Below are 25,004 nucleotides of genomic sequence, written 5' to 3'. Positions count from 1 at the left end.
AGGCCGGTAGCGGCTTCAGTCTTTCAACCCACCCAGACGGCGGAAGATCAGCCACACCGAGACGCAGACGCAGACTATGCCCACCACGGCCAGCGTAATCGACATGGTGGTGAAGACATCGGCATTGCCGGGCTCGGTCATTTCGAGATTGATGGCCTTCTGATAGGCCCCGGCCGCCCCGCCCAACGCGGCCAGACCGATCACCGAAATGAAGATCCATTGCAGGGTTGAGGCGATCATCTGCCACAGGCTGCGCTCATTGGCTTCGGCCTCTTCGGTCGAAACCGCGATGCGGCCATCCTCGGCCAGCCACTCATCGTCTTCGACGACCTCTTCGGTATGGACATAGGTCTGAGGCGCGGCCTGAGCATTGAGGCTCAGAGCATCGGTGTGGACAGCCGCGGCCGCAGCCATCCCGGTCAGACCGGACGCGGGATGCTGCAACTGCTCGCGCCAGTGCAGTGGGGCTTCTCTGGAAGCCTCTCTAGGAACGTCTCTGGCCGGTTCGGGCACAGGTTGCGGCTGCGACGCAAGGGGTGCCGGCGCCGCGGCCACAGCCGCTGCGGTGTCCGTCTTTATACTGACCGGAGAGGCCACCACCGTCGGGGGCGCGACCAGCGACGGATTAGGGCGTACCCCCGGCTCGACCTTACTATGCAGCCGCATGACCAGCGGCGCGTCTTCCTCGTCCTCGGCATCGGTCTCAGCGACCACAGGCGGTTCCGGGTCAGGTCGGGACGACAGGTCGAACGGTGCTGCCGTCGGCGTCGGCGTCGGATTAGCGACCGCCGCCAGCGGAGGCGGGTTATGCGGGGACGCCTGAACCGGCGCAGGGGCCGGTGCGGGGGCTGGCGTTGTCGCCGGCTTTGGCTTGACCAGAGGCCCGGCCATGGTCGCATAGGGCGAGTAGAGCCGCATCAGGGCGGCGGCGGCTTCGGCCTTGCGCGCTGCCTCGGCATCGCTATCTACGGGCTTCGGTGCCGATGGCTCCGGCGTCAGCGGCGGCTGAGCCGTGCGCGCCTGCTCGGCACGGGCCGCAGCCTCGGCCTGTTCGCGGGCTTGTCGCTCAGCTTCCAGCCTTTCGCGCTCAAGTCGCTCCTGCTCCTGACGCTCACGTTCCAGACGCTCACGTTCCTGGCGTTCACGTTCCTGGCGCTCTTGCTCCAGTCTAACCTGCTCCTGACGCGCCGCCTCTTCGCGCTCAATCCGTTCGCGCTCGAGGCGTTCACGCTCCAGACGCTCTTGCTCAAGCCTGGCCTGTTCCAACCGAGCCTGTTCAAGTCGGGCCTGCTCCTGACGCATCTGCTCCAGACGCGCCGCCTCTTCGCGGACCCGCGCCTCATCCTCAAGCCGCTGCCGCTCAAGGCGCTGCTGTTCCAGACGCGCATCTTCCAGACGACGCAATTCGCTGAGCCGCGCCTCCTCAGCCACACGCGCCGCCGCCAGAGCCTGCGCCTGACGCATCGCCTCCTGACGCAGAGCGTCCTCGCGAATACGCGCCTCTTCACGCAGGCGGATTTCCTCACGCAGCTTGGCTTCTTCACGCAGACGCGCTTCCTCGCGCTGCCTCAGTTCCTCGCGCAGGCGGGCTTCTTCGCGCAACCGCACCTCTTCGCGGAGACGGGCTTCCTCACGGACCCGCGTTTCCTCAGCCAGACGGATGGCTTCCAGTCGGCGGGCCTCTTCGCGGAGACGTTCATCCTCACGCGCACGCGCCTCGTCGGCCAGCCGCCGCGCTTCAGCCTGACGTGCGGCTTCGGCACGCCGGGCCTCCTCAGCGCGCTCGGCTTCGCGCTTGCGGGCCTCTTCGGCGGCGGCCCGTTCGGCATCACGGCGCTGGGTTTCTTCGAGACGAACCTGCTCCAGACGTCGGAACTCGGCCTGAATACGCGCCTCCTGCTCCGCCTTGAGCAGAGCCGCCTGTACATCCATGGACGGAGTGGCGGGTGTCGGGGTCTCAGCGACATCAGCGACGCGGGTAATGACGGGCTTGGGGGCCGCAGGCGCGACCGGCACCGGTTGCGCCGCCGGAGTTTCGGCGGGACGGATGACCATGCCAGGCGTCAGCAGTTGCGGATCAAGCTCCATCCCCTCCATATCGGGGGTCAGGAACAGGCTCTTTTCCGAGGCGCGGCGGCGGATAAGGGGGGCCAGTACATAGGTTTGACCGTTGAACTCTGCGCTGGTCCAGTTGTCCATGGCCTGCGCCGCTTCGGTGACGCGGCCTTCATTGACCCGCCGCAGTACGTCCGACTGACCGAAGGCCTCGATGCCGACATTGAAGCAGAACGACACCAAAGCATCGAACTGGTTCTGCGTCAGCGGCGTGTGGACAAGATTATTGACCGCCTCGACAATGGGCAGAAGGTCAAAGCGCAGAAGCGCATCGGCATCCTCTGCCGTGACGCGCGCTCCTTCGCGGGCGGAAAAGGTATGGCCATAGCCGATCATCCAGCGCCCGTCGGGCAACTGCGAAGCCTGCTGGCGCAAGCCTTCGAAACTCTTGATCAGCTCGACTCCGGCGCGGGAGATCTTATGACGCGCTCTCATCACTTTTCCTGAACCAAAACGGTACACTTACGGAGATAGGTAGAAGGCCCAGCAAGCATCGCGCCGCTGCGGACACCCCCACCCGCTTTTTCAATACGATTCGACAACTTCCGCCGCCGACAAGATTAAGAAAAAAGATCAATACCGCCTGATTAGCTATCCATAGGCTCTAACGTTTTTACAACAGAATTATCGCCGCCAGCCCAAGGAAACTAAAAAATCCGATGCAGTCGGTCACCATGGTGACGAAAATGGGCGACGCCACCGCCGGATCGCGGTCGAGCTTCGACAGGGTGAGTGGCACCAGCGTCCCGGCGAGAGCCGCCGCCGTCAGATTGATCAGTACCGCCAGCGCAATCGTGACCCCCAGCATGGGGTTCTGCCACACCGTTCCGGCGACGCAGCCCAGTATGCAGGCGATGACCGCACCATTGAACCACCCCACCCGCACCTCACGCCAGACGGTGCGCAAGGCATTGGCCGTGGTCAGTTCACGCGCCGACAGGGCACGCACCGACACCGTCAGGGCCTGAGTGCCGGAATTGCCGCCGATAGAGGCGACCATCGGCATAAGCACGGCCAGCGCCACCAGCTTTTCGATTTCGCTCTGGAACATGCCGATCAGCGACGAAGCCACAAAGGCCGTCAGCAGGTTGACGCACAGCCAAGGCAGGCGCGAGCGCACCACCTCAAACACCGTGGAGTCACGCCCCTCCTCATCCGACACACCGGCGAGGGCCAGAATATCCTCGCGGTTTTCTTCCTGAATGATGTTAACGATGTCATCGACCGTGATCTGACCGACCAGCCGCCCGCCCTGATCGACGACCGGGGCCGAGATCAGGTGGTATTTTTCAAAGATATAGGCCACCTCTTCCTGATCCATATGGACCTCGATCTCGGTGATCGGTTCCATAATGGCCGACAGGCGGACTTCGCGCGGCGTGCGCATCAGAAGCGAAACGGGCAGCGCGCCGATCGGCTTATGCGTCGGGGAAATCACATAGACGTCGAAGAACAGTTCCGGCAGGTCGGCCCCGTGCGCCCGCATATGGTCGATGGCGTCGCCGACATTCCAGAAATCGGGCGCCGCGACCACTTCGCGCTGCATCAGGCGCCCGGCGGTTTCTTCCTCAAAGGCCAGAGAGGTGACCATGGCCTCGCGGTCTTCGGGGTCCATGGCCGCCAGAACCGCCTGCTGCTGCTCGGCCTCCATGTCCTCGAAGACGGCCGCCGCATCGTCGGAATCGAGTTCCTGAAGCACTTCGGCCAGATCGACCGGGCGCAGGTTCTCAACGATCTCCTCACGGATGCCGTCATCCAGTTCCGGCAGCACGTCCGGCAGGGCATCGGCGGGGATCCAGGGAATGACCTGTTCGCGGTAATCTTCGGACAGGAAGCCCAGCAGGTCGGCGACATCGGCCGGGTGCAGGGCGTCCAGAAGATCACGCAGACGCAGGCCGTCATTGCGATCCGCAGCGTCGATAACGAGCTGAATATATTCCGGATTAAGGGCGTAGTCGTCCTGAAGCGCGAAGTCTTCGATCTGTTCCGGGGTGATCAGTTCGGGGCGATCGTCGGCCTCGGCGGTCTCACGCGCCACGGCATCGGCCAGAGCCTTCAGCGAGCCGCGCAGTTCATCGGGCGGTGTGGCCAGGGTATCGAGTTCAGGTTCGGGCTTTTGTGACAACTCTCCCCCTCCCTGTCCATGGCGACTTCCCCTGTGGCATACGTCTTTTGCCGGAGCCAGACACTGGGCCGAATCCCTAGGGATTGCAACCGGTTTCGCCAGACTGCGGACACAAAAAAAGGTTCTGAGGTTTGCGCCTCAAAACCTTTTTTGACCCGGATGGTGCGGTCGAGAAGACTCGAACTTCCACGCCTTGCGGCACAGCGACCTCAACGCTGCGCGTCTACCAATTCCGCCACGACCGCACACATCAGGAGGCGCGCCACTTAGCAAGCCTTAGCGGTTTTGTGAAGCGACAAAAGTGCATTATCCCCTGATTTTGCCAAAAAAGCGCCGATCAGGCCCCAGCGTGCGGCGTATGGCCTATCGCTTCGCCGCAATGGCATGCGCCATCTGGCCTTCCAGCCAGACGTCGATCAGGGCGTAAATGTCCGCAATCGACGCATTTCCGGCCGTCTGATTGACGTCCCGGAGCCGACGCGCCCGGATACGCAAACGGTGCAGAAGGATAACGGCCTGATAATTGGGAACGGGCATTGTCTGTGTTTCGCCTCAGTTCGCCAGTCGCAGGGAATAGGCAATGGTCAGAAGAACGACCAGCAGCCCCACCAGCGCCAGGTCCATACGCAGGGTTTCTACCGAAAACAGGGACACCCTTTCTTCGCCCTCGTCGTTCAGGCTATAGGCGGCCACAACGACAATGTATCCAGCCAGACCCATAGCCGCAGGCAACAGGGCCAAGCCGGTGACAATCGCCGTCACCGCCAGTCCTTCGGTCAGCAGGGCCATGCCCAGCCCCAGACGCTCGTAGCGGGCGAAAAAATCCGTCTTGCCTCGGGTCGCCTTGCGCAGACGCATCACCTTATCGACAGCCCCCAGAATGAAGACGATCACCGCCGCACCGCAAACGGTGAGATACGGAAGTCCATAGTGAAGAGGCAAAGAGTCGGAGGTAATCATGGAGATAACGGGTAAGGTGATTACCGGGATTTACAGGCTGCGTACCGTAAATCCTAAACAGATTTACTGGACAAAGCGTAAATTTCCCACTGCGTGACCCTTTGGATACGCTTCGACAAGGCGTAACCCAAGCCTGGGAGGTGGCGTGGTGGCGGAGAATAGCCGCTCTAGGGGCGAAACCGATAGCCGATCCCCGGTTCAGTGAAGATAAAACGCGGACTTAACGGGTCATCGTTCAGTTTTTCGCGCAGGTGCTGAACGTGGATGCGCAGATAATGGCTCTGTTCCGTCGTGTGCCGCCCCCAGACGGCTTTGAGAAGCTGAAGATGAGTCAGAACCTTGCCCGCATGATCGGTCAGGGTCGTCAGCAGCTTGTATTCAATAGGAGTCAGACGCAGGTCTTCGCCCTGAAGCGTCACGCGGCGCGCCGCCTGATCGACACAGAGGCCGTCACGCTCGAAAACTTTCGGCGCTTCGGTGCCGGCCTGTGCCGCATGGCGCAGGGCGACCTTGATGCGTGCCAGCAGTTCGCCCGGCGCAAAGGGCTTGGTCAGGTAGTCGTCGGCACCGTTTTCAAGGGCCTCGACCTTATCCGTTTCCTGCTCGCGCGCCGACAGCACGATCACGGGCGTCTGAGACCATTCGCGGAGGCTACGGATCAGGTCCTGGCCATCCTGATCCGGCAGGCCGAGATCGAGCAGAACGAGATCAGGCCGGTTGAGCGTCAGCTTCTGCATCCCCTCCTTCGCCGTGGCCGCTTCCAGCACCTCGTAATCCTGTGCCGTCAGGGTGGCGCGCAGGTAGCGGCGGATATCGGCCTCGTCTTCGATGATCAGTATGCGGGTCATGCGCCGCTTGTAACCACAGGCACGGTAAAGATAAAGCTGGCCCCGCCACCGACGCCGTCTTTTACCGGATTGGTCTTGGCGTAGATCAGACCGCCATGCGCTTCGACAATAGCCTTGCAGATGGCGAGGCCAAGACCACTGCTTTCGGTCTGACGATCCGAAATCTGCTGGCCGTAGGTATAGAACTTATCGAAAATGCGATCCTCCTCCCCTGGCCTCAGTCCCGGCCCGTTGTCGCTGACGCGCACACGCACACGATCGGCGTCGGTTTCGAACGACAGGGTAATCTGCCCGTCCTCCGCCGTATGAGCGATGGCGTTTTCCAGCAGGTTGATCAGCACCTGCTCGATCAGGGCCCCGTCGATGCGCACCATAGGCAAGGTGCCGCTGATCAGGGTCCGGATCTGACGGTCTCCCCGCATGGCCTCGATACGATTGAGCGCCGCTCCGGCCACTTCCTGTATCAGATAGGGCTCAAAGCTGAGGTGCAGTTGTCCGGACGTGATGGCGGCCATGCGCAGCAGATTGCCGACAAATTTTTGCAGGCGCGTCAGATGGCTCCACAGGGCCGTCAGTTCATCCACCGCTTCACGGGGTAGCTTTTTGCGCATTTTCAGGAGCGAACCGACGGCCCCGTTCATGACGGTCAGCGGCGTCTTCAGGTCGTGCGACAGGGAGGCTAGCAGGACATTGCGCAGCTTTTCATTCTCGCTTTCAACGCGGGTGGCCTCGGCCAAAGCCGTCTGGCGGGTCCGTTGCAACGCGCCGGCGATCAGGGTGGCCACGGTCTCGAACACCAGAAGCTCGGCCCCGCTGAACTGCCGCGTCGTCTCGGTCGGCGTCAGGCGCATGACGCCGATGACACTTTGTTCGGCGCTCACGGGCAGGTAAAGCCCCTGCGCGGTGGGCAGGGTATCGGTATCGCGGCCAGCCATCTGACGGTTCTGAGCCACCCACTGCACCGCCGCCAGCTCCTTGGGGTCGTGCTCCGCCTTCCCCGCAACCTGCTGGCCTTCGTACCACAGCCCCAGTTCGACCTCGAATACCGGTTGCAGGTGGCGCTCGATCACCTGCCCGATGTCGGCGGCGTCACGCGCCCCCCCCAGTTGCCGCGAAATATCGTAGAGGAGCCGCGTTTCCACCTCCCCCTTGCGCGCCAGTCGCGCATGGAGAGACAGGCGCGCCGTCAGCGAACCAACGATCAGCGAGGTGATCAGCATGACCACAAAGGTGACGGCATAGCCTACCCGGTCGAAGGTCAGGCTGTAATAGGGTTCGACATAGAACCAGTTGAAGGTCAGGACCGACAGGACCGAGGTAAAGACCGCCGGGCCGATCCCATAGCGTGCCGCCACTGCCACCACGGCGGTCATATAAAGCATGATAAAGCTGTCGGGATCGACCACGTCCCGGAAAGGCAGGCCCAGCGCGGTCACCAGCGCCGTAGCAGCAACCGCCATCAGATAGGGAAGCGGCCTCAGGGCCTGAGCCACCGTGCGACCGTCCACCTCTGCCTTATCTTCGGCGCTGTCGGCACTTAGCGTGGTGATTTCAAGACCGGCACCCTGACTGATCAGTTTTTGCGACAGGCTGCGTCCGCCCATCAGCGCGCGCCACCACGGCTGCGGGCTGTGGCCCAGCACAAGGCGCGTAAAGCCGTTCTGACGCGCATAGGTGAGGACCGCCGAGGCGGCACGTCCCGCATTGAGGCGCACCACCCGCGCCCCCAGCTTTTCGGCCAGCCGCAGATTGTGCTCGACGCGGCGGCGCGCCTTGTCCGGCAGGGCTTCGTGGCGGTCGGTATGCAGGTAGAGGGCAAACCACGCGGCGCGGGCCCGGTCAGCCATGCGCTTGGTATGGCGGATCAGGCGCGCCGACAGGGCGTCCGGCCCGACCAGCACCAGAATCTTGTCGCCTGTCGCCGATTCGGCCTGCCCCATGGCGGCACTCAGGGCGTCATTCTGGGCGTCGATGCGCTCGGCCGTGCGTCGCAGGGCGATTTCTCTCAGACGCCCCAGATTGGCTTTTTTAAAGAAGTTGTCGGCGGCACGGGTCTGCGCCCCTTCTGCCACATAGACCTTGCCTTCGGCCAGCCGTTTCAGAAGCTCGTCCGGCGACAGGTCGATAAGCGCAATCTCGTCCGCCGCATCGAAAGCGGCATCGGGCACGGTTTCACGCACCCACACGCCGGTCAGGCGCGCCACCACATCGTTCAGGCTTTCGAGGTGCTGCACATTGAGCGTCGTATAGACGTCTATGCCCGCCGCCAGCAGTTCCTCCACATCCTGCCAGCGTTTGGGGTGACGCGACCCGGGCGCATTGGTATGGGCGTATTCGTCGATCAGGATCAGGTGGGGACGCCGCTCAAGCGCCAAGTCGATGTCAAACTCGGTCAGGCGAATGTCGCGATGGCTGACCTCGCGCAACGACAGCAGCGGCAGACCTTCGATCAGGGCCAAGGTCTCGGGACGACCATGATGTTCGACCACCCCGATCACCACGTCCCGCCCTTCGGCAAACAGACGGCGCGCCTCGCTGAGCATGGCGTAGGTCTTGCCCACGCCGGCATTGGCACCAAAAAAGATTTTCAGCCGCCCGCGACGGGGGGTATCCGGCGCGCCGTCGCCTCTGTCCTTGCTGACAAGGGCGAGCAGTTTATCAGGGTCGGGTCTTTGGTCCGCGGTCACTTGATCTTGCCATCCAGCCTCAGATTGACCTCTAGCACGTTCACGCGCGGTTCGCCGAGGATTCCGAAGCTGCGGCCCTCAGTGGCGGCGTGAATAGCGGCGCGCACCTGCTCTGGCGTCACCCCACGCGCGGAGGCAATACGCGGCACCTGAATCTCCGCCGCCGCCGGGCTGATGTGCGGGTCGAGGCCTGAGCCTGAGGCAGTGATCAGATCGACAGGCACCGGGCCCGTGACGCCCAGGGCTTCAATACGGCCTTGCGCCGCGGTAACAAGCGCCGGGTTGTTGACCCCATAGTTAGAGCCCGACGACGCACCGGCATTATAAGGGGCGGGGCCGGTGGCCGAGAGACGCCCCCACAAATAGCCGGGCTGGGTGAAGTTCTGACCAATCAGGCGCGATCCGATCACGGTCTGACCGTCACGGATCAGCGAACCCTTGGCCTTGTCGGCAAACAGGCCCTGAACGATACCCGTCGTGGCCAGTGGGTAGAGGCCACCGCACAGCAGAGTAAACAGGCCCATGGAAACCAGAGCGGGACGAAGGTGTGTGATGAGTAACATAGTAGTACCTCGCAAGCCTGACGTGCTTAAACCAGACCCACGGCGGTCAGGCCGAGGTCGATGAGTTTGATACCGATGAACGGGGTGACGATCCCGCCCAGACCGTAGAGGAAGGCGTGGCGCGACAGCATGGCCGAGGCCGATTCCGCGCGATATTTGACGCCTTTCAGCGCCAGCGGGATCAGAGCGATAATGATCAGGGCGTTGAAGATGACCGCCGACAGGATGGCGCTTTGCGGCGAGGACAGGCCCATGATGTTGAGGAGCCCCAGCGCCGGATAGGTGGTGGCAAAGGCGGCCGGGATAATGGCAAAATACTTGGCCAGATCGTTGGCGATACTGAAGGTGGTCAGAGCCCCGCGCGTCATCAGAAGCTGTTTGCCGATTTCGACAATTTCGATCAGCTTGGTCGGATCGGAATCGAGATCGACCATGTTTCCGGCCTCCTTGGCCGCCTGCGTGCCGGAATTCATGGCCACCGCCACGTCCGATTGCGCCAGCGCCGGAGCGTCATTGGTGCCATCACCAACCATGGCCACCATCTCACCGCCTTCCTGCATCTTGCGGATATATTTGAGCTTCGTCTCGGGCGTTGCCTCGGCCACAAAGTCATCGACGCCGGCCTCTGACGCGATAGCCGCCGCGGTCAGCGGGTTGTCTCCGGTGATCATCACCGACTTGATGCCCATCTTGCGCAATTCGCCCAGACGCACCTTGATATCGGGCTTGACGATGTCCTTGAGGTAGATCACCCCCAGAACTTTCGGACCTTCGGCCACGATCAGCGGTGTGCCGCCCTTGCGGGCAATGTCTTCCACGGCAGCGGCCACTTCGGCCGGCATGGCCCCGCCCCGCTTGGCCACCAGCTTGCCAATGGCGTCGCCCGCCCCCTTGAAGATATGGCGTTCGTTGATCACCACGCCGGACACGCGCTGTTCCGCCGAAAAGGGGATGAATTCCGCCTCGATATCGCTGGCCTTGCGCTCAGCCAGACCAAACTGGCCACGCGCCAGAGCCACAATCGAGCGGCCCTCCGGGGTTTCATCGGCCAGCGACGATAGCTCTGCCGCCTCGGCCAGTTGCTGCGCCGAAACCTGGCTGGAAGGGATGAATTCGACCGCCTGACGGTTGCCAAAGGTGATGGTGCCGGTCTTGTCCAGCAGCAGCACATTGACATCGCCCGCCGCCTCGACCGCCCGCCCCGACGTGGCGATGACATTGGCCTTGATCAGGCGCTGCATCCCGGAAATGCCGATGGCCGACAACAGCCCGCCGATCGTCGTCGGGATCAGACAGACCAGCAGGGCGATCAGCACGACGATTGAAATCACCGTACCCGACCCGGCACGCGCGACGCTGAACAGCGAGAAGGGCAAGAGCGTCGCACAGGCCATCAGGAAGACGAGGCTCAGCGCCGCCAGCAGGATCGACAGGGCAATCTCGTTCGGGGTCTTCTGACGCTTGGCCGACTCGACAAGGCCGATCATGCGATCCAGAAAGCTCTCGCCCGGATCGGCCGTCACCCTGACGATCAGCCAGTCCGACAGGACGCGCGTCCCGCCGGTCACGGCGTCGCGGTCGCCGCCGGATTCGCGGATCACCGGCGCAGACTCACCGGTTATGGCGCTTTCATCGACACTGGCAATGCCTTCAATGACCTGACCATCGGCGGGCACCACGTCCCCGGCATCAATGCGGATCACATCGCCCTTGCGCAGGCTGTTGGCGGCGACGACCGTCTGCTTCTTTGATTTGTCGAGCTTTTTGGCTGAGACGTCGCGGCGGGTCTTTTTCAGGCTGTCAGCCTGCGCCTTGCCACGCCCCTCCGCCACGGTCTCAGCGAAGTTGGCAAACAGGACGGTGAACCACAGCCAGAAGCAAATCAGACCGACAAACCAGACGGGCTGATGGAATTCGGGCAGGCGGGCGCCCGTGCCTGTGAGCATGACTCCCAGAACAAGGGTGGTAACGACCGAGCCTACCCAGACGAGGAACATGACCGGATTGCGGATCTGATAGCGAGGGTCGAGGCGGCGCACGGCCTGAAGTGCCGCGGCACCGATGTCGGTTTTATAGGTCACAGTTGAGGAGGACATGTTGATTAGCCCTTGATCATATTGAGGTGTTCGATGACCGGTCCAAGCGCCAGAGCCGGGGCATAGGTCAGGACGCCAATCAGCAGAATGACGCCGATCAGTATGGCCACGAACAAAGGAGTATGGGTTGGCAGCGTACCGGCAGACACCGGAACCGCTTTTTTGGCGGCCAGCGATCCGGCTATGGCCAGCACAGGCAGCAGAACGAAGAAGCGCCCGAACAACATACACAGTGCCAACAGTGTATTGTAAAAAGGCGTATTGGCGCTCAGGCCCGCAAAGGCCGATCCGTTATTATTGGCCGCCGAGGTGAAGGCATAGAGCACCTCCGAAAAGCCCTGCGCACCGGGGTTGAATATCCCCGCCTTGCCCAGAGGCGTCACCACGGCCAGGGCGGTGGCCCCCAGCACCAGCGCGCAGGGCAGAAGCACAGCTATAGAGGCCATCTTGATCTCATAGCCGCCAATCTTCTTGCCCAGATATTCCGGCGTGCGCCCGACCATCAGCCCGGCAATGAAGACGGTCAGGATGACGAAGACCAGCATTCCGTAAAGACCGGACCCGGCACCGCCATAGATGACTTCGCCGAACTTCATCAGCAGCATGGGCACAAGGCCGCCCAGCGGGGTGAAGCTGTCGTGCATGGCATTGACCGAGCCGTTCGACGCCGCCGTCGTGGCCGCTGCCCAGATAGCGGAATTGACGATACCGAAGCGCGTTTCTTTGCCTTCCATATTGCCACCGGCTTGCGCGGTGGTCGGGTCAGCCCCCGCGGCCACCAGATGCGGATTACCGGCCTGTTCAAAGCCGATGGCTGCGACGGCGAACGGCACGAAGACCAAGGTCATGGCCGCAAATATCGCCACGCCTTGCCGCCGGTCGCCCACCATCTTTCCGAAGGTGAAGCACAGGGCTGCCGGGATCAGCAGGATCGACACCATCTCGATCAGATTCGAAAACGGAGTCGGGTTTTCAAACGGATGCGCCGAGTTGGTATTGAAGAAGCCGCCCCCATTGGTGCCCAGCATCTTGATCGCTTCCTGTGAGGCGACGGGCCCCAGCGCGATGACCTGATCGCTGCCCTCCAGCGTTCTGGCGGTGGCATAGCTGTCGAAGGTCTGGATAACGCCCAGCCCACCCAGCGCCACCGCTACGATCAGCGACAGAGGCAGAAGGATGTAGAGATTGGCCCGCACGAGATCGGTCCAGAAATTTCCCAGCCGGTCGGTTGAATGGCGCGTCAGGCCTCGGATCAGCGCCACCAGCACTGCCATGCCGACAGCCGCAGACACGAAATTCTGTACGGTCAGGCCGACCATCTGGCTGAAATAGCTTAGCGTCGTTTCGCCGCCATAGGATTGCCAGTTGGTATTGGTGATAAAGCTGACGGCTGTATTGAAGGCCAGATCAGGCGTCAGTCCGGGTAGGTGCTGTGGATTGAGCGGCAGCGCGCCCTGCCCCACCAGCAGCCCGAAGAGAAGCACAAAACCCGTCAGCGAAAACAGGATGACGGCGATCGCATAGGTCTTCCACGTCATCTCTTCGGCGAGGTTGACGCAGCACAGACGATGGATCAGGCGCTCCACCGGCCCAAAGATCGCGGTCAGGACGGTACGCTCACCCGAGAAGACGCGCGCCATATACCCGCCCAGCGGGACCGCCAGCGCCGTAAGCACGCACATATAAAGCGCAAGCTGCACCCAGGCGCTTGCGGTGATACCGAGCCACATGCCGGTTCTCCAGATAAGATTACGGGAAGATTTCCGGTTTGATCAGCGCGACCACCAGATAGGCCGCCAATACCAGCACAAGGACAGCGGCGGCGACATAGAGGACGGTCATGGCCGATCCTCCCGCAGGCGGTCTGCGCCATGGACAAACCCCAGGCACAGGGCGAAAAAACCGCACCCGGCCATCAGATACACAAAGGTCATAAGAGGCTCCAATTCCAGTCAGGAAGCTGGATCGTCTCCTAAACCCCGACGCATATAGGGCGTGTAGAGATCACGCCGTGGGGCGTATATTTTGTGTATAGAGATTTGGAAAATGGTGACCCCTGCAGGACTCGAACCTGCGACCTCTGCTTTAGGAAAGCCTTGCTCTATCCGGCTGAGCTAAGGGGCCACGCGTGTCGGGTTTAGCACGCCGTTCGCGCCTTTGAGAAGCCGTTTCAAGCTCGGTCTGGTCTAAAAACCTGTGTGAGAACAGAGCCGACTCGACTCAAAGCGCGACTCGGCCCATTGAGCTATACGAGTATGGTTAATACGTTATCGCGCTACTATATCTGGTATAGAACAAATCAGGCATCGGGCGATGTCACTGATTCGGTCATGATTCGTTTTCATGGCGTTCACGGCGTTTGACGCAAGCCGTTAACCTCTGCATTTGCGCGCTTTTGACACCGTCTTCTACCTTTTCAATGCCGTTTTAAGCGGCTAAAACAGCCACGTGCCAGATCATTCGCATCCCGTTGCCGCCTTCGCCGCCCCAAGCCCGGATTCGCGGCTGGTGGCCGTCCTGGGGCCGACCAATACCGGCAAGACCCATTATGCGCTGGAGCGGATGATGGCCCATGCTACCGGAATGATCGGCCTGCCCCTGCGGCTTCTGGCGCGCGAGGTCTATGACCGTATGGTGAAGGAAAAGGGAATCAATGCCGTCGCTCTGATCACCGGCGAAGAGAAGATCATCCCGCGTCTTCCCTCCTATTTCATCTGCACGGTCGAGGCGATGCCACTGGAGCGGCGCGTCGATTTCCTAGCCGTCGATGAGATTCAACTGTGCGCGGATACGGAGCGCGGCCACGTCTTCACCGACCGGCTTTTGCACGCGCGCGGTCGCTATGAGACGCTGTTTATGGGGGCCGCGACCTTTGCGCCCCTGTTCCGCTCGCTGTTTCCCTATGCCGAGGTGCAGTTCCGTGAGCGCCTGTCGCAACTGAGCTATGCCGGGTCGAAGAAGCTCACCCGCCTGCCCAAGCGCACGGCCATCGTCGCCTTTTCGACGGAGCAGGTCTATGCCATTGCCGAACTGATCCGGCGCCAGCGCGGTGGAGCGGCTGTGGTGATGGGCTCGCTCAGCCCCAAGACGCGCAACGCTCAGGTCGATCTGTTCCAGCGCGGCGAAGTCGATTTTCTGGTCGCCACCGACGCCATCGGCATGGGGCTCAACATGGATATCGACCATGTGGCCTTTGCCGGCCTGTCGAAATTCGACGGCCGCCGCACGCGGGCGCTCACAGCACAGGAGGCCGCACAGATCGCCGGGCGCGCCGGACGCAACCGCAGGGAAGGTACGTTTGGGGTCACCGGCGATGCCGATGAGATGGATGACGACCTGATCGCGGCCATTGAAAACCACCGCTTCCTCAGCCTGACGGCGGCGCAATGGCGCAATCATGAACTGGATTTTTCGTCGCTCGACAACCTGCTGCGCAGCCTGACGCGGCCTTCGCCCGCCCCGGCATTGCAACTGGCTCGCGAAGCGCTGGATGAGAAGGTCCTGCGCCATCTGAGCGCCGAAGACGACATCGCGCTGAAGGTGCGCAATCCGGTTAGTCTCCGCATCCTGTGGGAGGTGTGCCAGCTCCCTGATTTCCGCAAGGTGTCGCTGGACGAGCATCTGAAAACGGTCGGTTTCCTCTTCTGGTCGCGCCACCGCCCGGACGGGTTTGTGCCGCACGACTGGTTCGATGAGCAGTTGACCCACCTCGACCGCATGGACGGCGATATCGACACCCTGTCGGGGCGGTTGTCGGGCGTGCGCACCCTCTCCTACATCGCCAATCGCACCGGCTGGCTGAAGGCGGCGGAACACTGGCGCGAAGCGACGCGCGATCTGGAGGCGCGTCTGTCCGACCGGCTGCACGAGGCCCTGATGCAGCGCTTCGTCGATCAGCGCACCAGCGCCCTGTTGAAGGCGCTCAACGCCTTTGAGACGCCGAAGCCGGAGATTATGGAAAATGGCGACGTTTTCCTTGAAGGCCAGCGTGTGGGGCAGCTCAAGGGGCTGAACTTCATCCAGGCGGCCGGTGAAAGCCTGATCGAGGACAAGACGATCCGTCAGGCGGCGCATCGCGCCGTGACGCCCCTGATCCGTGAGCGGCTGCACGCCCTGGCGCAGGCACCGTCCAAAACCCTGCGCCTGAAAGGCAAGCACGTTCTGTGGCAGGGCGAAACGGTCGGCCACATCGCACCGTCAGACTATTTCAACCCCGTCATCCGTCTGGAATGTCAGTCCGATCAGGCCGCGCTGGAAGACCGTGCGCGTAAACGGCTGACCGATTTTGTGCGGCAGCAGGCCCTGCACCAGTTGAAGCCCCTGCACCGGGTCTATGAGGCCGCACACGATGAGACGACCCCTGCGGCGGTGCGCGCTGTGGCGTGGCAGATCTATGAAAACGGCGGCGTGACCTTGCGTGGCGAAGACAAGCTGACGGCGGATGAGCGCAAGTTGCTTAAAGGGCTGGGCATCCACGGCAATCGCTTCGTCTGGCGTTTACCGAAGTTATCACCACCTTTGATGCAGGCCTTTGGCGGAGCGAAGGACCATCCGCAGCGTGCCTTAAGCCTCAAAGGGCTGGTGGCCATTGCCGGGCACAAACCCGTCCGGCTGAAGACGCTCGATGCGCTGGATGCGGCCCTGAACGAAGGTGTGTGGCACAAGGGTGCCATCTATCTCAAGCCCGGGGCGACTGAGGGCGTCAGCGACAAGCTGATGGCCGCGCTGGGCTATGCCAAGGCCGGGACGCACCACTTTGGCGAAGGGGATGCCGCCGCCGAGTATCAGGGCTGGCGCAGCAAATCGACTGCCCCGAAAAAGGCCAAAGTGCCGCCCCTCTTCGTCAATCCCTACTCCCCCTTTGCGGTGCTGCGCGGTGGTTGACAAACCTTGCCATAGGCCGCACCCTCCTGCCCAAGGAGTGCGGCCATGGCGACCATGAACATATCCCTGCCCGAACAGATGAAATCCTGGGCGGAGTCGCAGGCAGAAACCGGTCGTTATGCCAACACCAGCGACTATGTTCGCGACCTCATTCGCCGCGATCAGGAACGGGAAGAGAAAATAGCCGCCTTGCAGGTGAAGATAGACGAAGGTCTTTCCAGCGGTATCAGCCCCCGCACTGTTGACGATATTCTCGATATGGCCCGCAAAAAGGCGGCGGACCTTGGGTTCGACAAGCCGTGACATTCCGGCTGACGTCCGCCGCCGAAACGGACCTGATCCAGCTTTATCTATTCGGTCGTGAGCGGTTCGGCTTTCAACAGGCGGAAGCCTATTATGACGACCTAAATCGCGCCTTCGGCTTGCTGGCGGAATACCCGGCCATGGGACGCTTGAGAAAAGAGCTGAACCCACCGATGCACACGCATCCCTTCAGGTCGCATATCATCTTCTATCAGGTCGAGGCACAGGGGCTGCTTATCGTGCGTGTCCGGCACGCTTCGGAAGACTGGAACGAATTCGACCTCTGATCACAGCCCCAGAAACGATAGCATGATAAAGGCGCAGAACAGCACAAAATGTGTGGTGCCCTCAATCGCGTTGGTCTGACCGTCATTGAGGTTGATCGCGGCCACCAGCAGAGTCAGGGCGGTCATGATGCTCTGGGTCGGGGTCAGGGCCATGTGGATCTTCTGATCGTTGAACAGTGAGATCAGTTCGATCACCGGCACGGTCAGGACCACGGTCGAGAGCGAAGCCCCCAGCGCGATATTGATGACCGGCTGCATGCGGTTGGCCAGCGCGGCGCGCAGGGCCGTCAGGATCTCAGGACTGGCCGAAATGGCCGCCACCACCAGCGCCGGAAAGACCGGCGGGATGCCCGTGCCTTCGAGGCCGGTGCCTAGCGTCTTCGACATGACCTCGGCCAACACGCCAATCAGCACCAGACCGGCGATGAGGATGGCCGCCGAATACGCGGTCTTGCCTCCGTGCGTATGGTTTTCGTCACCCGTCCCGGCATAGGTATAGCTGAAGAAATAGCTGTGTTTCGTCGTCTGAAGACGCAGGAACATGGCGTAGAGGAAGACCATGATGCCGATGGAGAACAGCGAATAGGCCTTCCAGTGCGCCACCGGGATAAATTCGGGGACCAGCATGGAGACGCCCATACCGGTCATGATCATGACGATATAGGTCTTGCCCGAGGCATCGTTATAGGGCTGCTCACCGTGTTTCAGGCCGCCCAGAATCGCTGCCACGCCGATAATGCCGTTGATGTCGAGCATCACCGCCGAATAGATGGTGTCGCGCGCTAAGGTAGGGTTGTGCGAATGGCCCAGCATGATCGCCAAGATAACCACCTCGACCAGCACGGCCGACAGGGTGAGGATCATGGTGCCATAGGGTTCACCGACCTTTTCGGCCAGCACCTCGGCATGGTGCGCCACGCGCAGCGACACCAGAACGATCACCCCGATCAGGGCGACAGAGGCGATCAGGGCAACGGTCTGCCCTGACCCGGCGAGGCTGTGTTCCAGTGGAATGGCAATCGCGGCTACGATCAGCGCGATCAGCAGATTACCCTCTGACTTCAACAGGCCTGTCATGACGAATCCCCCTTCGGCAGCATGGACACAATCGTTTGTCCGACTGCGGCATAAGCGCAAAATATGCAATGCTTTTTGCAATCTCAGGGTTAAAGCGCATTCCGAAAAGTGTGCAGCGGTTTTGGTTTTCACCGAACGCCGTTTCGGAATGAAATGCGCGACAGACAAAATGTTAGAGCGGAATTTCGCTGCAATCTGAACGAAATCCGCTCTAGAATGAGGGATGGATTCTGCCTCTGACACCTGCCGCATTGATGTCTGGCTGTGGCGCGCCCGGTTTTTCAAGACCCGCGCCCTGTCGGCGAAATTTGCCGAAAGCGGCCTCTTGCGTCTGGAACGCTTTAGCCAGACCGCTCGTATCCAGAAGGCCGGTCACACAGTGCGCATCGGCGACCGGCTGACCTTCGCTATCGGGGCTCGCCTGATCGACGTCCGCGTTCTGGGCATGGGCGAACGGCGCGGCCCGGCTAGCGAAGCCCAGGGGCTGTACGAGATCTGCGAATAGGTGTCACTGTCAGGGCAAGCGTTCAGGCTTAAGCCAAAGCCCTTGGGCGGTTTAGTAAAAATCGCGGGTGAGCGGCGGCTAAAGCCTTGACAGTGCGCGCCGCAAAAGTCATGACCCGCAAACCGTTTACAGACCCGTTTTAGGGCACCTGTCTGGTGTATGTCCCCACTGAAGGCACCTGAGTTCAATGACCTATATCGTCACCGACCCCTGCGTTAAGTGCAAGTTTATGGACTGCGTCGAAGTCTGTCCGGTGGACTGCTTCTACGAGGGTGAAAACTTCCTGGTCATCAATCCGGATGAGTGCATCGACTGCGGCGTCTGCGAGCCGGAATGCCCGGTGGACGCCATCAAGCCGGACACCGAGGACGAACCGGACGGCAAGTGGCTGGAGGTCAATTCCAAATACGCCCGCGTCTGGCCGAACATCTCGGTCAAGGGTACGCCACCCGCCGACCGAGAGGACTTTGAACGCGAAACCGGCAAGTTCGAAAAGTACTTCTCCGAAAAGCCCGGCGACGGTAAATAAAGACAAAGAGCGCCGCATCGGGCGCTCTTTTTGTATCTGAACCCGTACCACCGTCTCTCTTGACTCCGCCAAATATATCAATTAATCATGATATATGGATAAAAAGCAAAGCCTCGATGCCCTCGCTGCGCTCAGTCAGGAAACGCGCCTCGATGTCTTCCGTCTGCTGGTGCAGGTGGGGCGTCAGGGCCTGCCCGCGGGTGAAATCGGTGAACGTCTGGGGGTGCGTCAGAACACCATGTCCGCCAATCTGGCCATATTGACTCAGGCCGGCCTGATCCACAGCGTGCGCGAGGGGCGCAGCATCCGCTACTTCGCCAATATGGATGGCGTCAGCGGGCTTCTGGGATTTCTGATGGAAAACTGCTGCGGCGGCGCGCCCGAACTGTGTCAGCCCGTGATCGCCAAACTCACCTGTGCGTGTTGAGAAGCGGGGCATGGAGATGGCTTTACGCAAATTAGCCGCCGAGGCACTGGGCACCGCCTGGCTACTGGCGATTGTGATCGGGTCTGGCATCATGGGGCAGGCCCTGTCAGGCGGCAACAGCGCTCTGGCGCTTATGGCGAATGCCGTGGCAACGGGGACAGGCCTGATCGTGCTGATCACCCTGTTCGGGCCTCTGTCTGGCGCGCACTTCAACCCGCTGGTGACGCTGACCTTTATGATGCGCGGCGACATCAAACCGGCTCTGGCGGCGGCCTATATGGTCGCGCAGTTCGTCGGGGCGGTCATCGGCGTCGGGATCGCCCACGCCATGTTCGGCGAGGCCCTGATGCAGTCGGCCACAAGACTGCGGGACGGTTCCGGCCTTATGCTGTCCGAAGCCGTAGCCACTTTTGGCCTGATGGGTACAATTTTCGGCTGCCAACGCTTTAAACCCGATTTTTCGCCCACCGCCGTAGGCCTTTACATCACCTCAGCCTACTGGTTCACAAGCTCCACCGCCTTTGCCAACCCCGCCCTCACTTTGGCCCGCAGCCTGACCGACAGCTTCGCGGGCATTGCCCTCGCCTCCGCGCCCGCCTTTATCGCCGCTCAGACTACCGGTGCGGTTATGGCTTTTCTCGTTTTTGGCTGGTTGCTAAACTCGCCCCCGCCCCAGACGTCCCCAGAAAGCAAAACCACCCCGGAGAGGATGGCCTCATGACGATCACCATCTATCACAATCCCGACTGCGGCACGTCGCGCAACGTGCTCGCCGTCATCGAAGCGGCGGGCTATACACCCCACGTCATTCCCTATCTCAGCGTCGGGTGGCAGCGCGACCACTTGCTGACCCTGTTTGCCGATGCCGGTCTGACGCCGCGTCAGGCCCTGCGCGAAAGCAAGTCGCCGGCCACCGAGCTGGGCCTGCTCGACCCCGGCGTCAGCGATGAAGACCTGATCGAGGCTATGCTGGCTCACCCCATACTGGTCAACCGACCCTTTGTGGTCACCGCCAAAGGGACGCGGTTGTGCCGCCCGTCGGAAAAGGTGCTCGATCTGCTAGAACGCTGGCCCTCCGGTCCCTTTCGCAAGGAGGACGGAGAATTGATGATCGACGCCAACGGGAATCGCATCGGCGGGTAAATTCAGATATGCAGGGCCAATGACCGTACCCGATCACGCCGTCAGCGCCCTGAGCACCGCCCTCTTCTGGCTGGACTACGCCGCCGTGGCCCTGTTCGGGGCCTCCGGCGCCATAGCGGCGGCGCGCGGGCGTCAGGACATCATCACCTTCACCTTTTTCGCCGCCATTACCGGCGTCGGCGGCGGGACGCTTCGGGACGTGCTGATCGGCGCCCCGGTCTTCTGGGTGCAGAGACCAGACTACATCCTGATCTGCGCGCTGGCCGGGCTGGCCGTGTGGGTGCTGGCCCCGCGCAATGCCTCACCGCGTCCGGACGGCAAGCCCGGCAAACGGATGCTGGCCATGCTGTGGCTGGACGCCATGGGCCTGGCGGCCTATGCGGTCGTGGGCGCGGCCAAGGCGCTGAACCTCGGTGTGGCCCCTGTCTCGGCCGTGGTGATGGGCGTGCTGACGGCGACCTTCGGCGGGATCATCCGCGATGTGCTGGCCGGAGAGCCCAACCTGTTGCTGCGCCGGGAAATCTATATCACCGCCGCGCTTTTGGGGGCGTCGGTCTTCGTTACCCTCAGCCTCTTCGGCCTGTCCTTCTGGCCCGCAGGCCTCTGCGGATTCGCCGCCGCTCTGGCGCTGCGCGGGGCGGCGATTCACTGGTCGCTGGCCCTGCCCGCTTTCGGCCCGCGCAATCACGACCACAGCAACAAATCTTCATAATTGTTGCCATCTGCGACCCGGCGTCTCAGATCGCTCGCTTAAGCCCCTATACTTTCATCCACAAGCTTTATGTACCTGCCCCTCAGCGCGCCCTCATTCACAGGTCCGAAAACATATGAGAAAATGGGCGCACCGGCTGACTATCACTAATTTAATCCCCATCTCGATTGAAAGCGACAAAGCTGTTTGTAATTCAGAGACGCACCAACGGCCCATTACCTCTGATTTACTTTAATAGTACAGATATGAAACTTAAATGCATTTGCGTCGGCGTGACGAATATAAACGCCGACACAATCCGACGCCTTAGCGACAGCCGGACTTTATTTTTATGTAATTTTGTGATAGAAACGGTTCCACTGATGCAAAGGGACGCGAAGCGTTTCGTCGGCATCTCCTAATCTTCACCTAAAATGCCGCCTGCGCGCCCCGCACATCCGGCATCTTCGACAAAGGTCGGATGACAGGCTTGTCTTAGTCCATTCATACACAGCAGCGATGCCCCGAATTAGATTGAGGGACGTCGTTGTTTTTTTGCGTCCGCGCCTCCCGGCCTCCTCCCTGATCGCCGGTCAGCCGTATGCGTCGCCTGAAGGGACTATCTCAGCGCCTTGCCTTCGCCCTCACTTACAAAGAAAGAGGACCGCAATGACGACTGTTGCAGCAGAACTCGAATTCAAGACGGGCGACAAGGTGGTGTATCCGGCGCATGGCGTCGGCACCGTGGCCGCCGTTGAGAGCCAGGAAGTGGCCGGCTATCAGCTCGAAGTCTATGTCGTCACCTTCGACCACGAGAAGATGACCCTGCGCGTCCCGACTAAGAAGGCTAAGACGGCCGGTCTGCGCCACCTCGCCCCCGCCGCCGTCATGTCGCAGGCGCTGGTCACGCTGAAAGGCCGTGCCCGCGTGAAGCGCACCATGTGGTCGCGTCGCGCGCAGGAATACGAAGCCAAGATCAATTCGGGCGATCTCGTTTCTATCGCCGAGGTGGTCCGCGACCTGCACCGCGCCGAAAACCAGCCGGAGCAGTCCTACTCCGAGCGTCAGCTTTACGAATCGGCTCTGGACCGCATGGCCCGCGAAGTCGCCGCCATCGAAAAGATCGACCGCGACGCCGCCGTGGCCCTGCTGAACAAATCTCTGATCAAGGCGGCCTAAGCTCAGCCTGACTTCGGTACTGCAAAAGGCGCTTTGGGAAACCAAAGCGCCTTTTATCTTGGAAACTATAGTGACACCCTTCCCGACAAGCGACAAACTAACCTTTTTGCTTCAAGGTGATGCTTGGATTACCCAGATAATCCTGAATGCGCATACCCTTACGTTTAGAATGGCAAATGGTTGCCGCATTGAGTCGGCTCAAACACTTATCTACGTGGCCGCAGATGGCAGCCACACAGTCCACAACAAACCATGGCGCGACGAACAACCCGTTCGTTTTCACAACCTATTGGAAAAGCCTCTGCTAGGCGTGACGACTTCGGGACTGTTGATGTCACTGAGTTTCGAAGGCGGTCATCAGCTGATTATTACATCAGATCCAGCCCCATACGAAGCCGGTGCCGTCCTCGATCCAGACGGCACCGGCTTCTACTTTTGAGTCGATCTATGCCAGCGTGCGCAGGCCCGGCTCGCGGTCAAAGTAGCGCTGTGCCGCTGCGGCGATAAAGCCGTCGGCCTCCACCACGCCCGCGTCCGGCACCACGCCCGCCTTATCGAGCAGGGGCTGAGATTCCGGCGTGTGGCCGATGGCCTTCAAGTGACCAAAGGCGTTCATCACCCATTCGACTGAGGCCGCTTCTTTGAGGTTGCGCTGCGTCCCCGCCTCCGACAGCAGGACAAACACCGCATCGAACAGTTGCGATGGCGCGCCCAGCAATTGCCCGTCAGCATCGGCCAGACTGCCGTCCGATAGCGGTATGCCGTGGATCTGCACCCCGACCACGAAGGGCGTAGCGCCCGCCGCCGTGATATCGGCCTTGAGCTGGCTTAAAACCGCCGCGTCACTATCCTTGCAAATCAGGATACCCACCTTACGCCCTTGCAGGGTCGGCTTCAGGTTCTTCTGGATCGACAGAGCGTCGGACGGTGCCAGGTCGATGGGTTCGCGCGCCACCTGCGCTGCCTCGGGCAGGTCGATCCCCAGCCCCGTCGCCACGCGCGCCGCCAACTCGTCATCGACATTGCGCAGATTGGCCACCATGCGCGGCGCCACCCCCCGCAAATTGACCTTCGACAGTTCAAACACAAAGGCCGAGGCGATATGCGCCCGCTCGGACTCTGTCTGCGATTTCCAGAACAGGCGCGCCTGCGAATAGTGATCGGCAAACAGCTCCGGCCGCACGCGCAGCTTGTCACCCTGCTCGTCCGCGCCGTCCTGAGCCGCAACGGTGGTGAACCCCGTCACCGAGCATTCGCGCGGCCCGCCGTCTTCGCCGTGCGCCCCCAGACTGTTGGGCTCATAGTTGGCGCGCCCCTTGGGCACCTGCATCTGCATGTGGCCATCGCGCTGGAAGTTCTGGAAGGGACACTTCGGCGCGTTGATCGGCAACTGATGAAAGTTGGTGCTGCCCAGCCGCTTGAGCTGCGTATCGAGATAGGAGAACAGCCGCCCCTGCAACAGCGGGTCATTGCTGAAGTCGATGCCGGGGACGATGTTGGCCGGGCAATAGGCCACCTGCTCCACCTCGGCAAAGAAGTTGTCCGGGTTGCGGTCGAGCACCATGCGCCCGACTATAGTCACCGGCACCACCTCTTCCGGGATGATCTTGGTAGCGTCGAGCACATCATAGGGCAGGCTGTCGGCCAGCGCCTGATCGAACAGTTGCACCCCCAGCTCCCATTCAGGGAACGCCCCGCTGTCGATGGCCTCAAACAGGTCGCGGCGGTGGAAGTCGTTATCGGCGGCCTGAATCTTCAGCGATTCGTCCCACACCAGCGATTGCAGCCCCAGCTTCGGCTTCCAGTGAAACTTGACGAAGGTGGACTTTCCCTCGGCATTGACGAAACGGAAGGTGTGGATGCCGAACCCCTCCATCGTGCGAAAGGCGCGCGGCAAGGTGCGATCGGACATGGCCCACATCAACATGTGGGTCGATTCCGGCATCAGGGACACGAAGTCCCAGAAAGTGTCGTGCGCCGAAGCCGCCTGCGGATAGCCCCGGTCGGCCTCCATCTTCACCGCGTGCACAAGGTCGGGAAACTTTATGGCGTCCTGTATGAAGAAGACCGGGATGTTATTGCCCACAAGATCCCAGTTGCCTTCCTGCGTATAGAATTTCACCGCGAAGCCGCGCACATCGCGCGGGGTATCGACGCTGCCCGCTCCGCCGGCTACGGTCGAAAAGCGCACAAAGACCGGCACGCGCTCGCCCACCCGCTGGAACAGATCGGCCGTGGTGATGTCGGACAGGGAGTGCGTCAGTTCGAAATAGCCGTGCGCCGCCGAACCGCGGGCATGGACGATGCGTTCGGGGATGCGCTCATGGTCGAAGTGGAAGATTTTTTCGCGCAGAACAAAGTCTTCGAGCAGGGTCGGGCCACGCGCTCCCGACTTCAGGCTGTTCTGGTTGTCGGAGACGCGAATCCCCTGATTGGTGGTCAGATGCCCTTGCGGCGTGTGCGGACCAGAATGATGGACCTGCTGATGGGTTTCTCCGCCCTGACCGGCGACGGTATCGAACTTCGCGGTGTCGTCCATTTTATCCTCGTGATAGGTATGACCCGCCGCCGGAAGGACATTTCGG

23 protein-coding genes and 2 tRNA genes are annotated in these 25,004 nt (G+C 61.4%); 11 read left to right on the top strand and 14 right to left on the bottom strand.

The genetic code is table 11. The features are described from left to right. Positions 1–15 precede the first annotated feature (15 nt). The 12 genes from AACH73_RS04700 to AACH73_RS04645 all read right to left on the bottom strand — a co-directional run bounded on the left by AACH73_RS04700 (position 16) and on the right by AACH73_RS04645 (position 13,518). A complete protein-coding gene (locus tag AACH73_RS04700) occupies positions 16–2,550 on the bottom strand; it encodes a glycoside hydrolase family protein (RefSeq protein WP_338735566.1) in 2,535 nt (844 codons plus the stop codon). A 178-nt stretch (positions 2,551–2,728) separates the two neighbouring features. After that, a complete protein-coding gene (gene mgtE, locus AACH73_RS04695; RefSeq protein ID WP_272740363.1) occupies positions 2,729–4,240 on the bottom strand; it encodes a magnesium transporter in 1,512 nt (503 codons plus the stop codon). Positions 4,241–4,400: 160 nt separating this feature from the next. Further along, a tRNA-Leu gene (locus AACH73_RS04690) sits at positions 4,401–4,485 on the bottom strand. 118 nt (positions 4,486–4,603) lie between these two features. Further along, a complete protein-coding gene (locus tag AACH73_RS04685) occupies positions 4,604–4,777 on the bottom strand; it encodes a hypothetical protein (RefSeq protein WP_338735565.1) in 174 nt (57 codons plus the stop codon). 15 nt (positions 4,778–4,792) lie between these two features. After that, entirely contained in the window at positions 4,793–5,200 is a 408-nt protein-coding gene (locus AACH73_RS04680) for a hypothetical protein (protein ID WP_338735564.1), read from the bottom strand. A 167-nt stretch (positions 5,201–5,367) separates the two neighbouring features. Next, the gene (locus AACH73_RS04675) at positions 5,368–6,048 is read right to left on the bottom strand and encodes a response regulator (protein ID WP_272740366.1); all 681 of its coding nucleotides are present in this window, start codon (positions 6,046–6,048) and stop codon (positions 5,368–5,370) included. Beyond that, the gene (locus AACH73_RS04670; protein ID WP_338735562.1) at positions 6,045–8,735 is read right to left on the bottom strand and encodes a sensor histidine kinase KdpD; all 2,691 of its coding nucleotides are present in this window, start codon (positions 8,733–8,735) and stop codon (positions 6,045–6,047) included. The genes AACH73_RS04675 and AACH73_RS04670 overlap by 4 nt, the downstream gene beginning before the upstream one ends. After that, positions 8,732–9,298, bottom strand: coding sequence for a potassium-transporting ATPase subunit KdpC (gene kdpC / locus AACH73_RS04665; RefSeq protein ID WP_272740368.1), 567 nt, complete (start codon positions 9,296–9,298; stop codon positions 8,732–8,734). Before kdpC ends, AACH73_RS04670 begins: the two co-directional genes overlap by 4 nt. Positions 9,299–9,324: 26 nt before the next feature. Continuing rightward, entirely contained in the window at positions 9,325–11,394 is a 2,070-nt protein-coding gene (gene kdpB / locus AACH73_RS04660; RefSeq protein WP_338735560.1) for a potassium-transporting ATPase subunit KdpB, read from the bottom strand. 5 nt (positions 11,395–11,399) lie between these two features. Further along, positions 11,400–13,124 carry a potassium-transporting ATPase subunit KdpA gene (kdpA, locus tag AACH73_RS04655; protein WP_338735559.1) on the bottom strand — a complete coding sequence of 575 codons (1,725 nt, stop codon included), beginning with the start codon at positions 13,122–13,124 and terminating at the stop codon, positions 11,400–11,402. A 19-nt stretch (positions 13,125–13,143) separates the two neighbouring features. Beyond that, positions 13,144–13,236, bottom strand: coding sequence for a potassium-transporting ATPase subunit F (locus AACH73_RS04650; RefSeq protein WP_272740371.1), 93 nt, complete (start codon positions 13,234–13,236; stop codon positions 13,144–13,146). Positions 13,237–13,441: 205 nt separating this feature from the next. Continuing rightward, a tRNA-Arg gene (locus AACH73_RS04645) sits at positions 13,442–13,518 on the bottom strand. Positions 13,519–13,842: 324 nt separating this feature from the next. Here AACH73_RS04645 and AACH73_RS04640 point away from each other — a divergent pair. From AACH73_RS04640 to AACH73_RS04630, 3 genes are read left to right on the top strand one after another with little or no spacing between them, the layout of a single operon-like run. Next, complete coding sequence (locus AACH73_RS04640) at positions 13,843–16,278, top strand: helicase-related protein (RefSeq protein WP_338735558.1); 2,436 nt, start codon at positions 13,843–13,845, stop codon at positions 16,276–16,278. 45 nt (positions 16,279–16,323) lie between these two features. Beyond that, a complete protein-coding gene (locus AACH73_RS04635) occupies positions 16,324–16,581 on the top strand; it encodes a type II toxin-antitoxin system ParD family antitoxin (protein ID WP_272740373.1) in 258 nt (85 codons plus the stop codon). Next, entirely contained in the window at positions 16,578–16,868 is a 291-nt protein-coding gene (locus AACH73_RS04630) for a type II toxin-antitoxin system RelE/ParE family toxin (protein ID WP_272740374.1), read from the top strand. The genes AACH73_RS04635 and AACH73_RS04630 overlap by 4 nt, the downstream gene beginning before the upstream one ends. On the opposite strand, the gene AACH73_RS04625 is transcribed toward AACH73_RS04630, so the two are convergent. Next, positions 16,869–17,945, bottom strand: coding sequence for a calcium:proton antiporter (locus AACH73_RS04625; protein WP_272740375.1), 1,077 nt, complete (start codon positions 17,943–17,945; stop codon positions 16,869–16,871). Between the two features lie 223 nt (positions 17,946–18,168). Between AACH73_RS04625 and AACH73_RS04620 the strand changes: the two genes are divergently transcribed. The 8 genes from AACH73_RS04620 (at position 18,169) to AACH73_RS04585 (ending at position 22,858) form a co-directional block, all read left to right on the top strand. Continuing rightward, complete coding sequence (locus AACH73_RS04620) at positions 18,169–18,450, top strand: RNA-binding S4 domain-containing protein (RefSeq protein ID WP_272740376.1); 282 nt, start codon at positions 18,169–18,171, stop codon at positions 18,448–18,450. A 187-nt stretch (positions 18,451–18,637) separates the two neighbouring features. Then, positions 18,638–18,979 carry a ferredoxin FdxA gene (gene fdxA / locus AACH73_RS04615; RefSeq protein ID WP_013478606.1) on the top strand — a complete coding sequence of 114 codons (342 nt, stop codon included), beginning with the start codon at positions 18,638–18,640 and terminating at the stop codon, positions 18,977–18,979. Between the two features lie 94 nt (positions 18,980–19,073). Further along, the gene (locus tag AACH73_RS04610) at positions 19,074–19,406 is read left to right on the top strand and encodes a metalloregulator ArsR/SmtB family transcription factor (RefSeq protein ID WP_272740377.1); all 333 of its coding nucleotides are present in this window, start codon (positions 19,074–19,076) and stop codon (positions 19,404–19,406) included. A gap of 16 nt (positions 19,407–19,422) precedes the next feature. Then, positions 19,423–20,127 carry an MIP/aquaporin family protein gene (locus tag AACH73_RS04605; RefSeq protein WP_338735557.1) on the top strand — a complete coding sequence of 235 codons (705 nt, stop codon included), beginning with the start codon at positions 19,423–19,425 and terminating at the stop codon, positions 20,125–20,127. Beyond that, positions 20,124–20,549 (top strand): arsenate reductase (glutaredoxin), encoded by a 426-nt coding sequence (gene arsC, locus AACH73_RS04600; RefSeq protein WP_272740379.1) that lies wholly within the window; start codon positions 20,124–20,126, stop codon positions 20,547–20,549. Before AACH73_RS04605 ends, arsC begins: the two co-directional genes overlap by 4 nt. A 19-nt stretch (positions 20,550–20,568) precedes the next feature. After that, positions 20,569–21,261 (top strand): trimeric intracellular cation channel family protein, encoded by a 693-nt coding sequence (locus tag AACH73_RS04595; RefSeq protein ID WP_272740380.1) that lies wholly within the window; start codon positions 20,569–20,571, stop codon positions 21,259–21,261. A 648-nt stretch (positions 21,262–21,909) separates the two neighbouring features. Further along, positions 21,910–22,419, top strand: coding sequence for a CarD family transcriptional regulator (locus tag AACH73_RS04590; RefSeq protein WP_013478601.1), 510 nt, complete (start codon positions 21,910–21,912; stop codon positions 22,417–22,419). A gap of 70 nt (positions 22,420–22,489) precedes the next feature. Then, entirely contained in the window at positions 22,490–22,858 is a 369-nt protein-coding gene (locus tag AACH73_RS04585) for a hypothetical protein (protein ID WP_272740381.1), read from the top strand. A gap of 6 nt (positions 22,859–22,864) precedes the next feature. Here AACH73_RS04585 and AACH73_RS04580 read toward each other — a convergent pair whose 3' ends face one another. Continuing rightward, positions 22,865–24,958 (bottom strand): catalase, encoded by a 2,094-nt coding sequence (locus tag AACH73_RS04580; protein ID WP_338735556.1) that lies wholly within the window; start codon positions 24,956–24,958, stop codon positions 22,865–22,867. Positions 24,959–25,004 lie beyond the last annotated feature (46 nt).

It is taken from the genome of Asticcacaulis sp. DW145, assembly GCF_037101385.1.
Taxonomy (GTDB): Bacteria; Pseudomonadota; Alphaproteobacteria; order Caulobacterales; family Caulobacteraceae; genus Asticcacaulis; species Asticcacaulis currens.
This window is presented reverse-complemented; position numbering and strand designations above follow the sequence as displayed.

Excerpts from the sequence above, each read along its gene's own strand:
- AACH73_RS04700 (WP_338735566.1), bottom strand. The coding sequence starts at position 2,550 with ATGAGAGCGCGTCATAAGATCTCCCGCGCCGGAGTCGAGCTGATCAAG.
- AACH73_RS04580 (WP_338735556.1), bottom strand. The coding sequence starts at position 24,958 with ATGGACGACACCGCGAAGTTCGATACCGTCGCCGGTCAGGGCGGAGAA.
- AACH73_RS04620 (WP_272740376.1), top strand. The coding sequence starts at position 18,169 with ATGGATTCTGCCTCTGACACCTGCCGCATTGATGTCTGGCTGTGGCGC.
- AACH73_RS04590 (WP_013478601.1), top strand. The coding sequence starts at position 21,910 with ATGACGACTGTTGCAGCAGAACTCGAATTCAAGACGGGCGACAAGGTG.
- AACH73_RS04685 (WP_338735565.1), bottom strand. The coding sequence starts at position 4,777 with ATGCCCGTTCCCAATTATCAGGCCGTTATCCTTCTGCACCGTTTGCGT.
- AACH73_RS04680 (WP_338735564.1), bottom strand. The coding sequence starts at position 5,200 with ATGATTACCTCCGACTCTTTGCCTCTTCACTATGGACTTCCGTATCTC.
- AACH73_RS04650 (WP_272740371.1), bottom strand. The coding sequence starts at position 13,236 with ATGACCGTCCTCTATGTCGCCGCCGCTGTCCTTGTGCTGGTATTGGCG.
- arsC (WP_272740379.1), top strand. The coding sequence starts at position 20,124 with ATGACGATCACCATCTATCACAATCCCGACTGCGGCACGTCGCGCAAC.
- kdpA (WP_338735559.1), bottom strand. The coding sequence starts at position 13,124 with ATGTGGCTCGGTATCACCGCAAGCGCCTGGGTGCAGCTTGCGCTTTAT.
- kdpB (WP_338735560.1), bottom strand. The coding sequence starts at position 11,394 with ATGTCCTCCTCAACTGTGACCTATAAAACCGACATCGGTGCCGCGGCA.
- AACH73_RS04635 (WP_272740373.1), top strand. The coding sequence starts at position 16,324 with ATGGCGACCATGAACATATCCCTGCCCGAACAGATGAAATCCTGGGCG.
- AACH73_RS04625 (WP_272740375.1), bottom strand. The coding sequence starts at position 17,945 with ATGACAGGCCTGTTGAAGTCAGAGGGTAATCTGCTGATCGCGCTGATC.
- AACH73_RS04610 (WP_272740377.1), top strand. The coding sequence starts at position 19,074 with ATGGATAAAAAGCAAAGCCTCGATGCCCTCGCTGCGCTCAGTCAGGAA.
- AACH73_RS04595 (WP_272740380.1), top strand. The coding sequence starts at position 20,569 with ATGACCGTACCCGATCACGCCGTCAGCGCCCTGAGCACCGCCCTCTTC.
- fdxA (WP_013478606.1), top strand. The coding sequence starts at position 18,638 with ATGACCTATATCGTCACCGACCCCTGCGTTAAGTGCAAGTTTATGGAC.
- AACH73_RS04605 (WP_338735557.1), top strand. The coding sequence starts at position 19,423 with ATGGCTTTACGCAAATTAGCCGCCGAGGCACTGGGCACCGCCTGGCTA.
- kdpC (WP_272740368.1), bottom strand. The coding sequence starts at position 9,298 with ATGTTACTCATCACACACCTTCGTCCCGCTCTGGTTTCCATGGGCCTG.
- AACH73_RS04675 (WP_272740366.1), bottom strand. The coding sequence starts at position 6,048 with ATGACCCGCATACTGATCATCGAAGACGAGGCCGATATCCGCCGCTAC.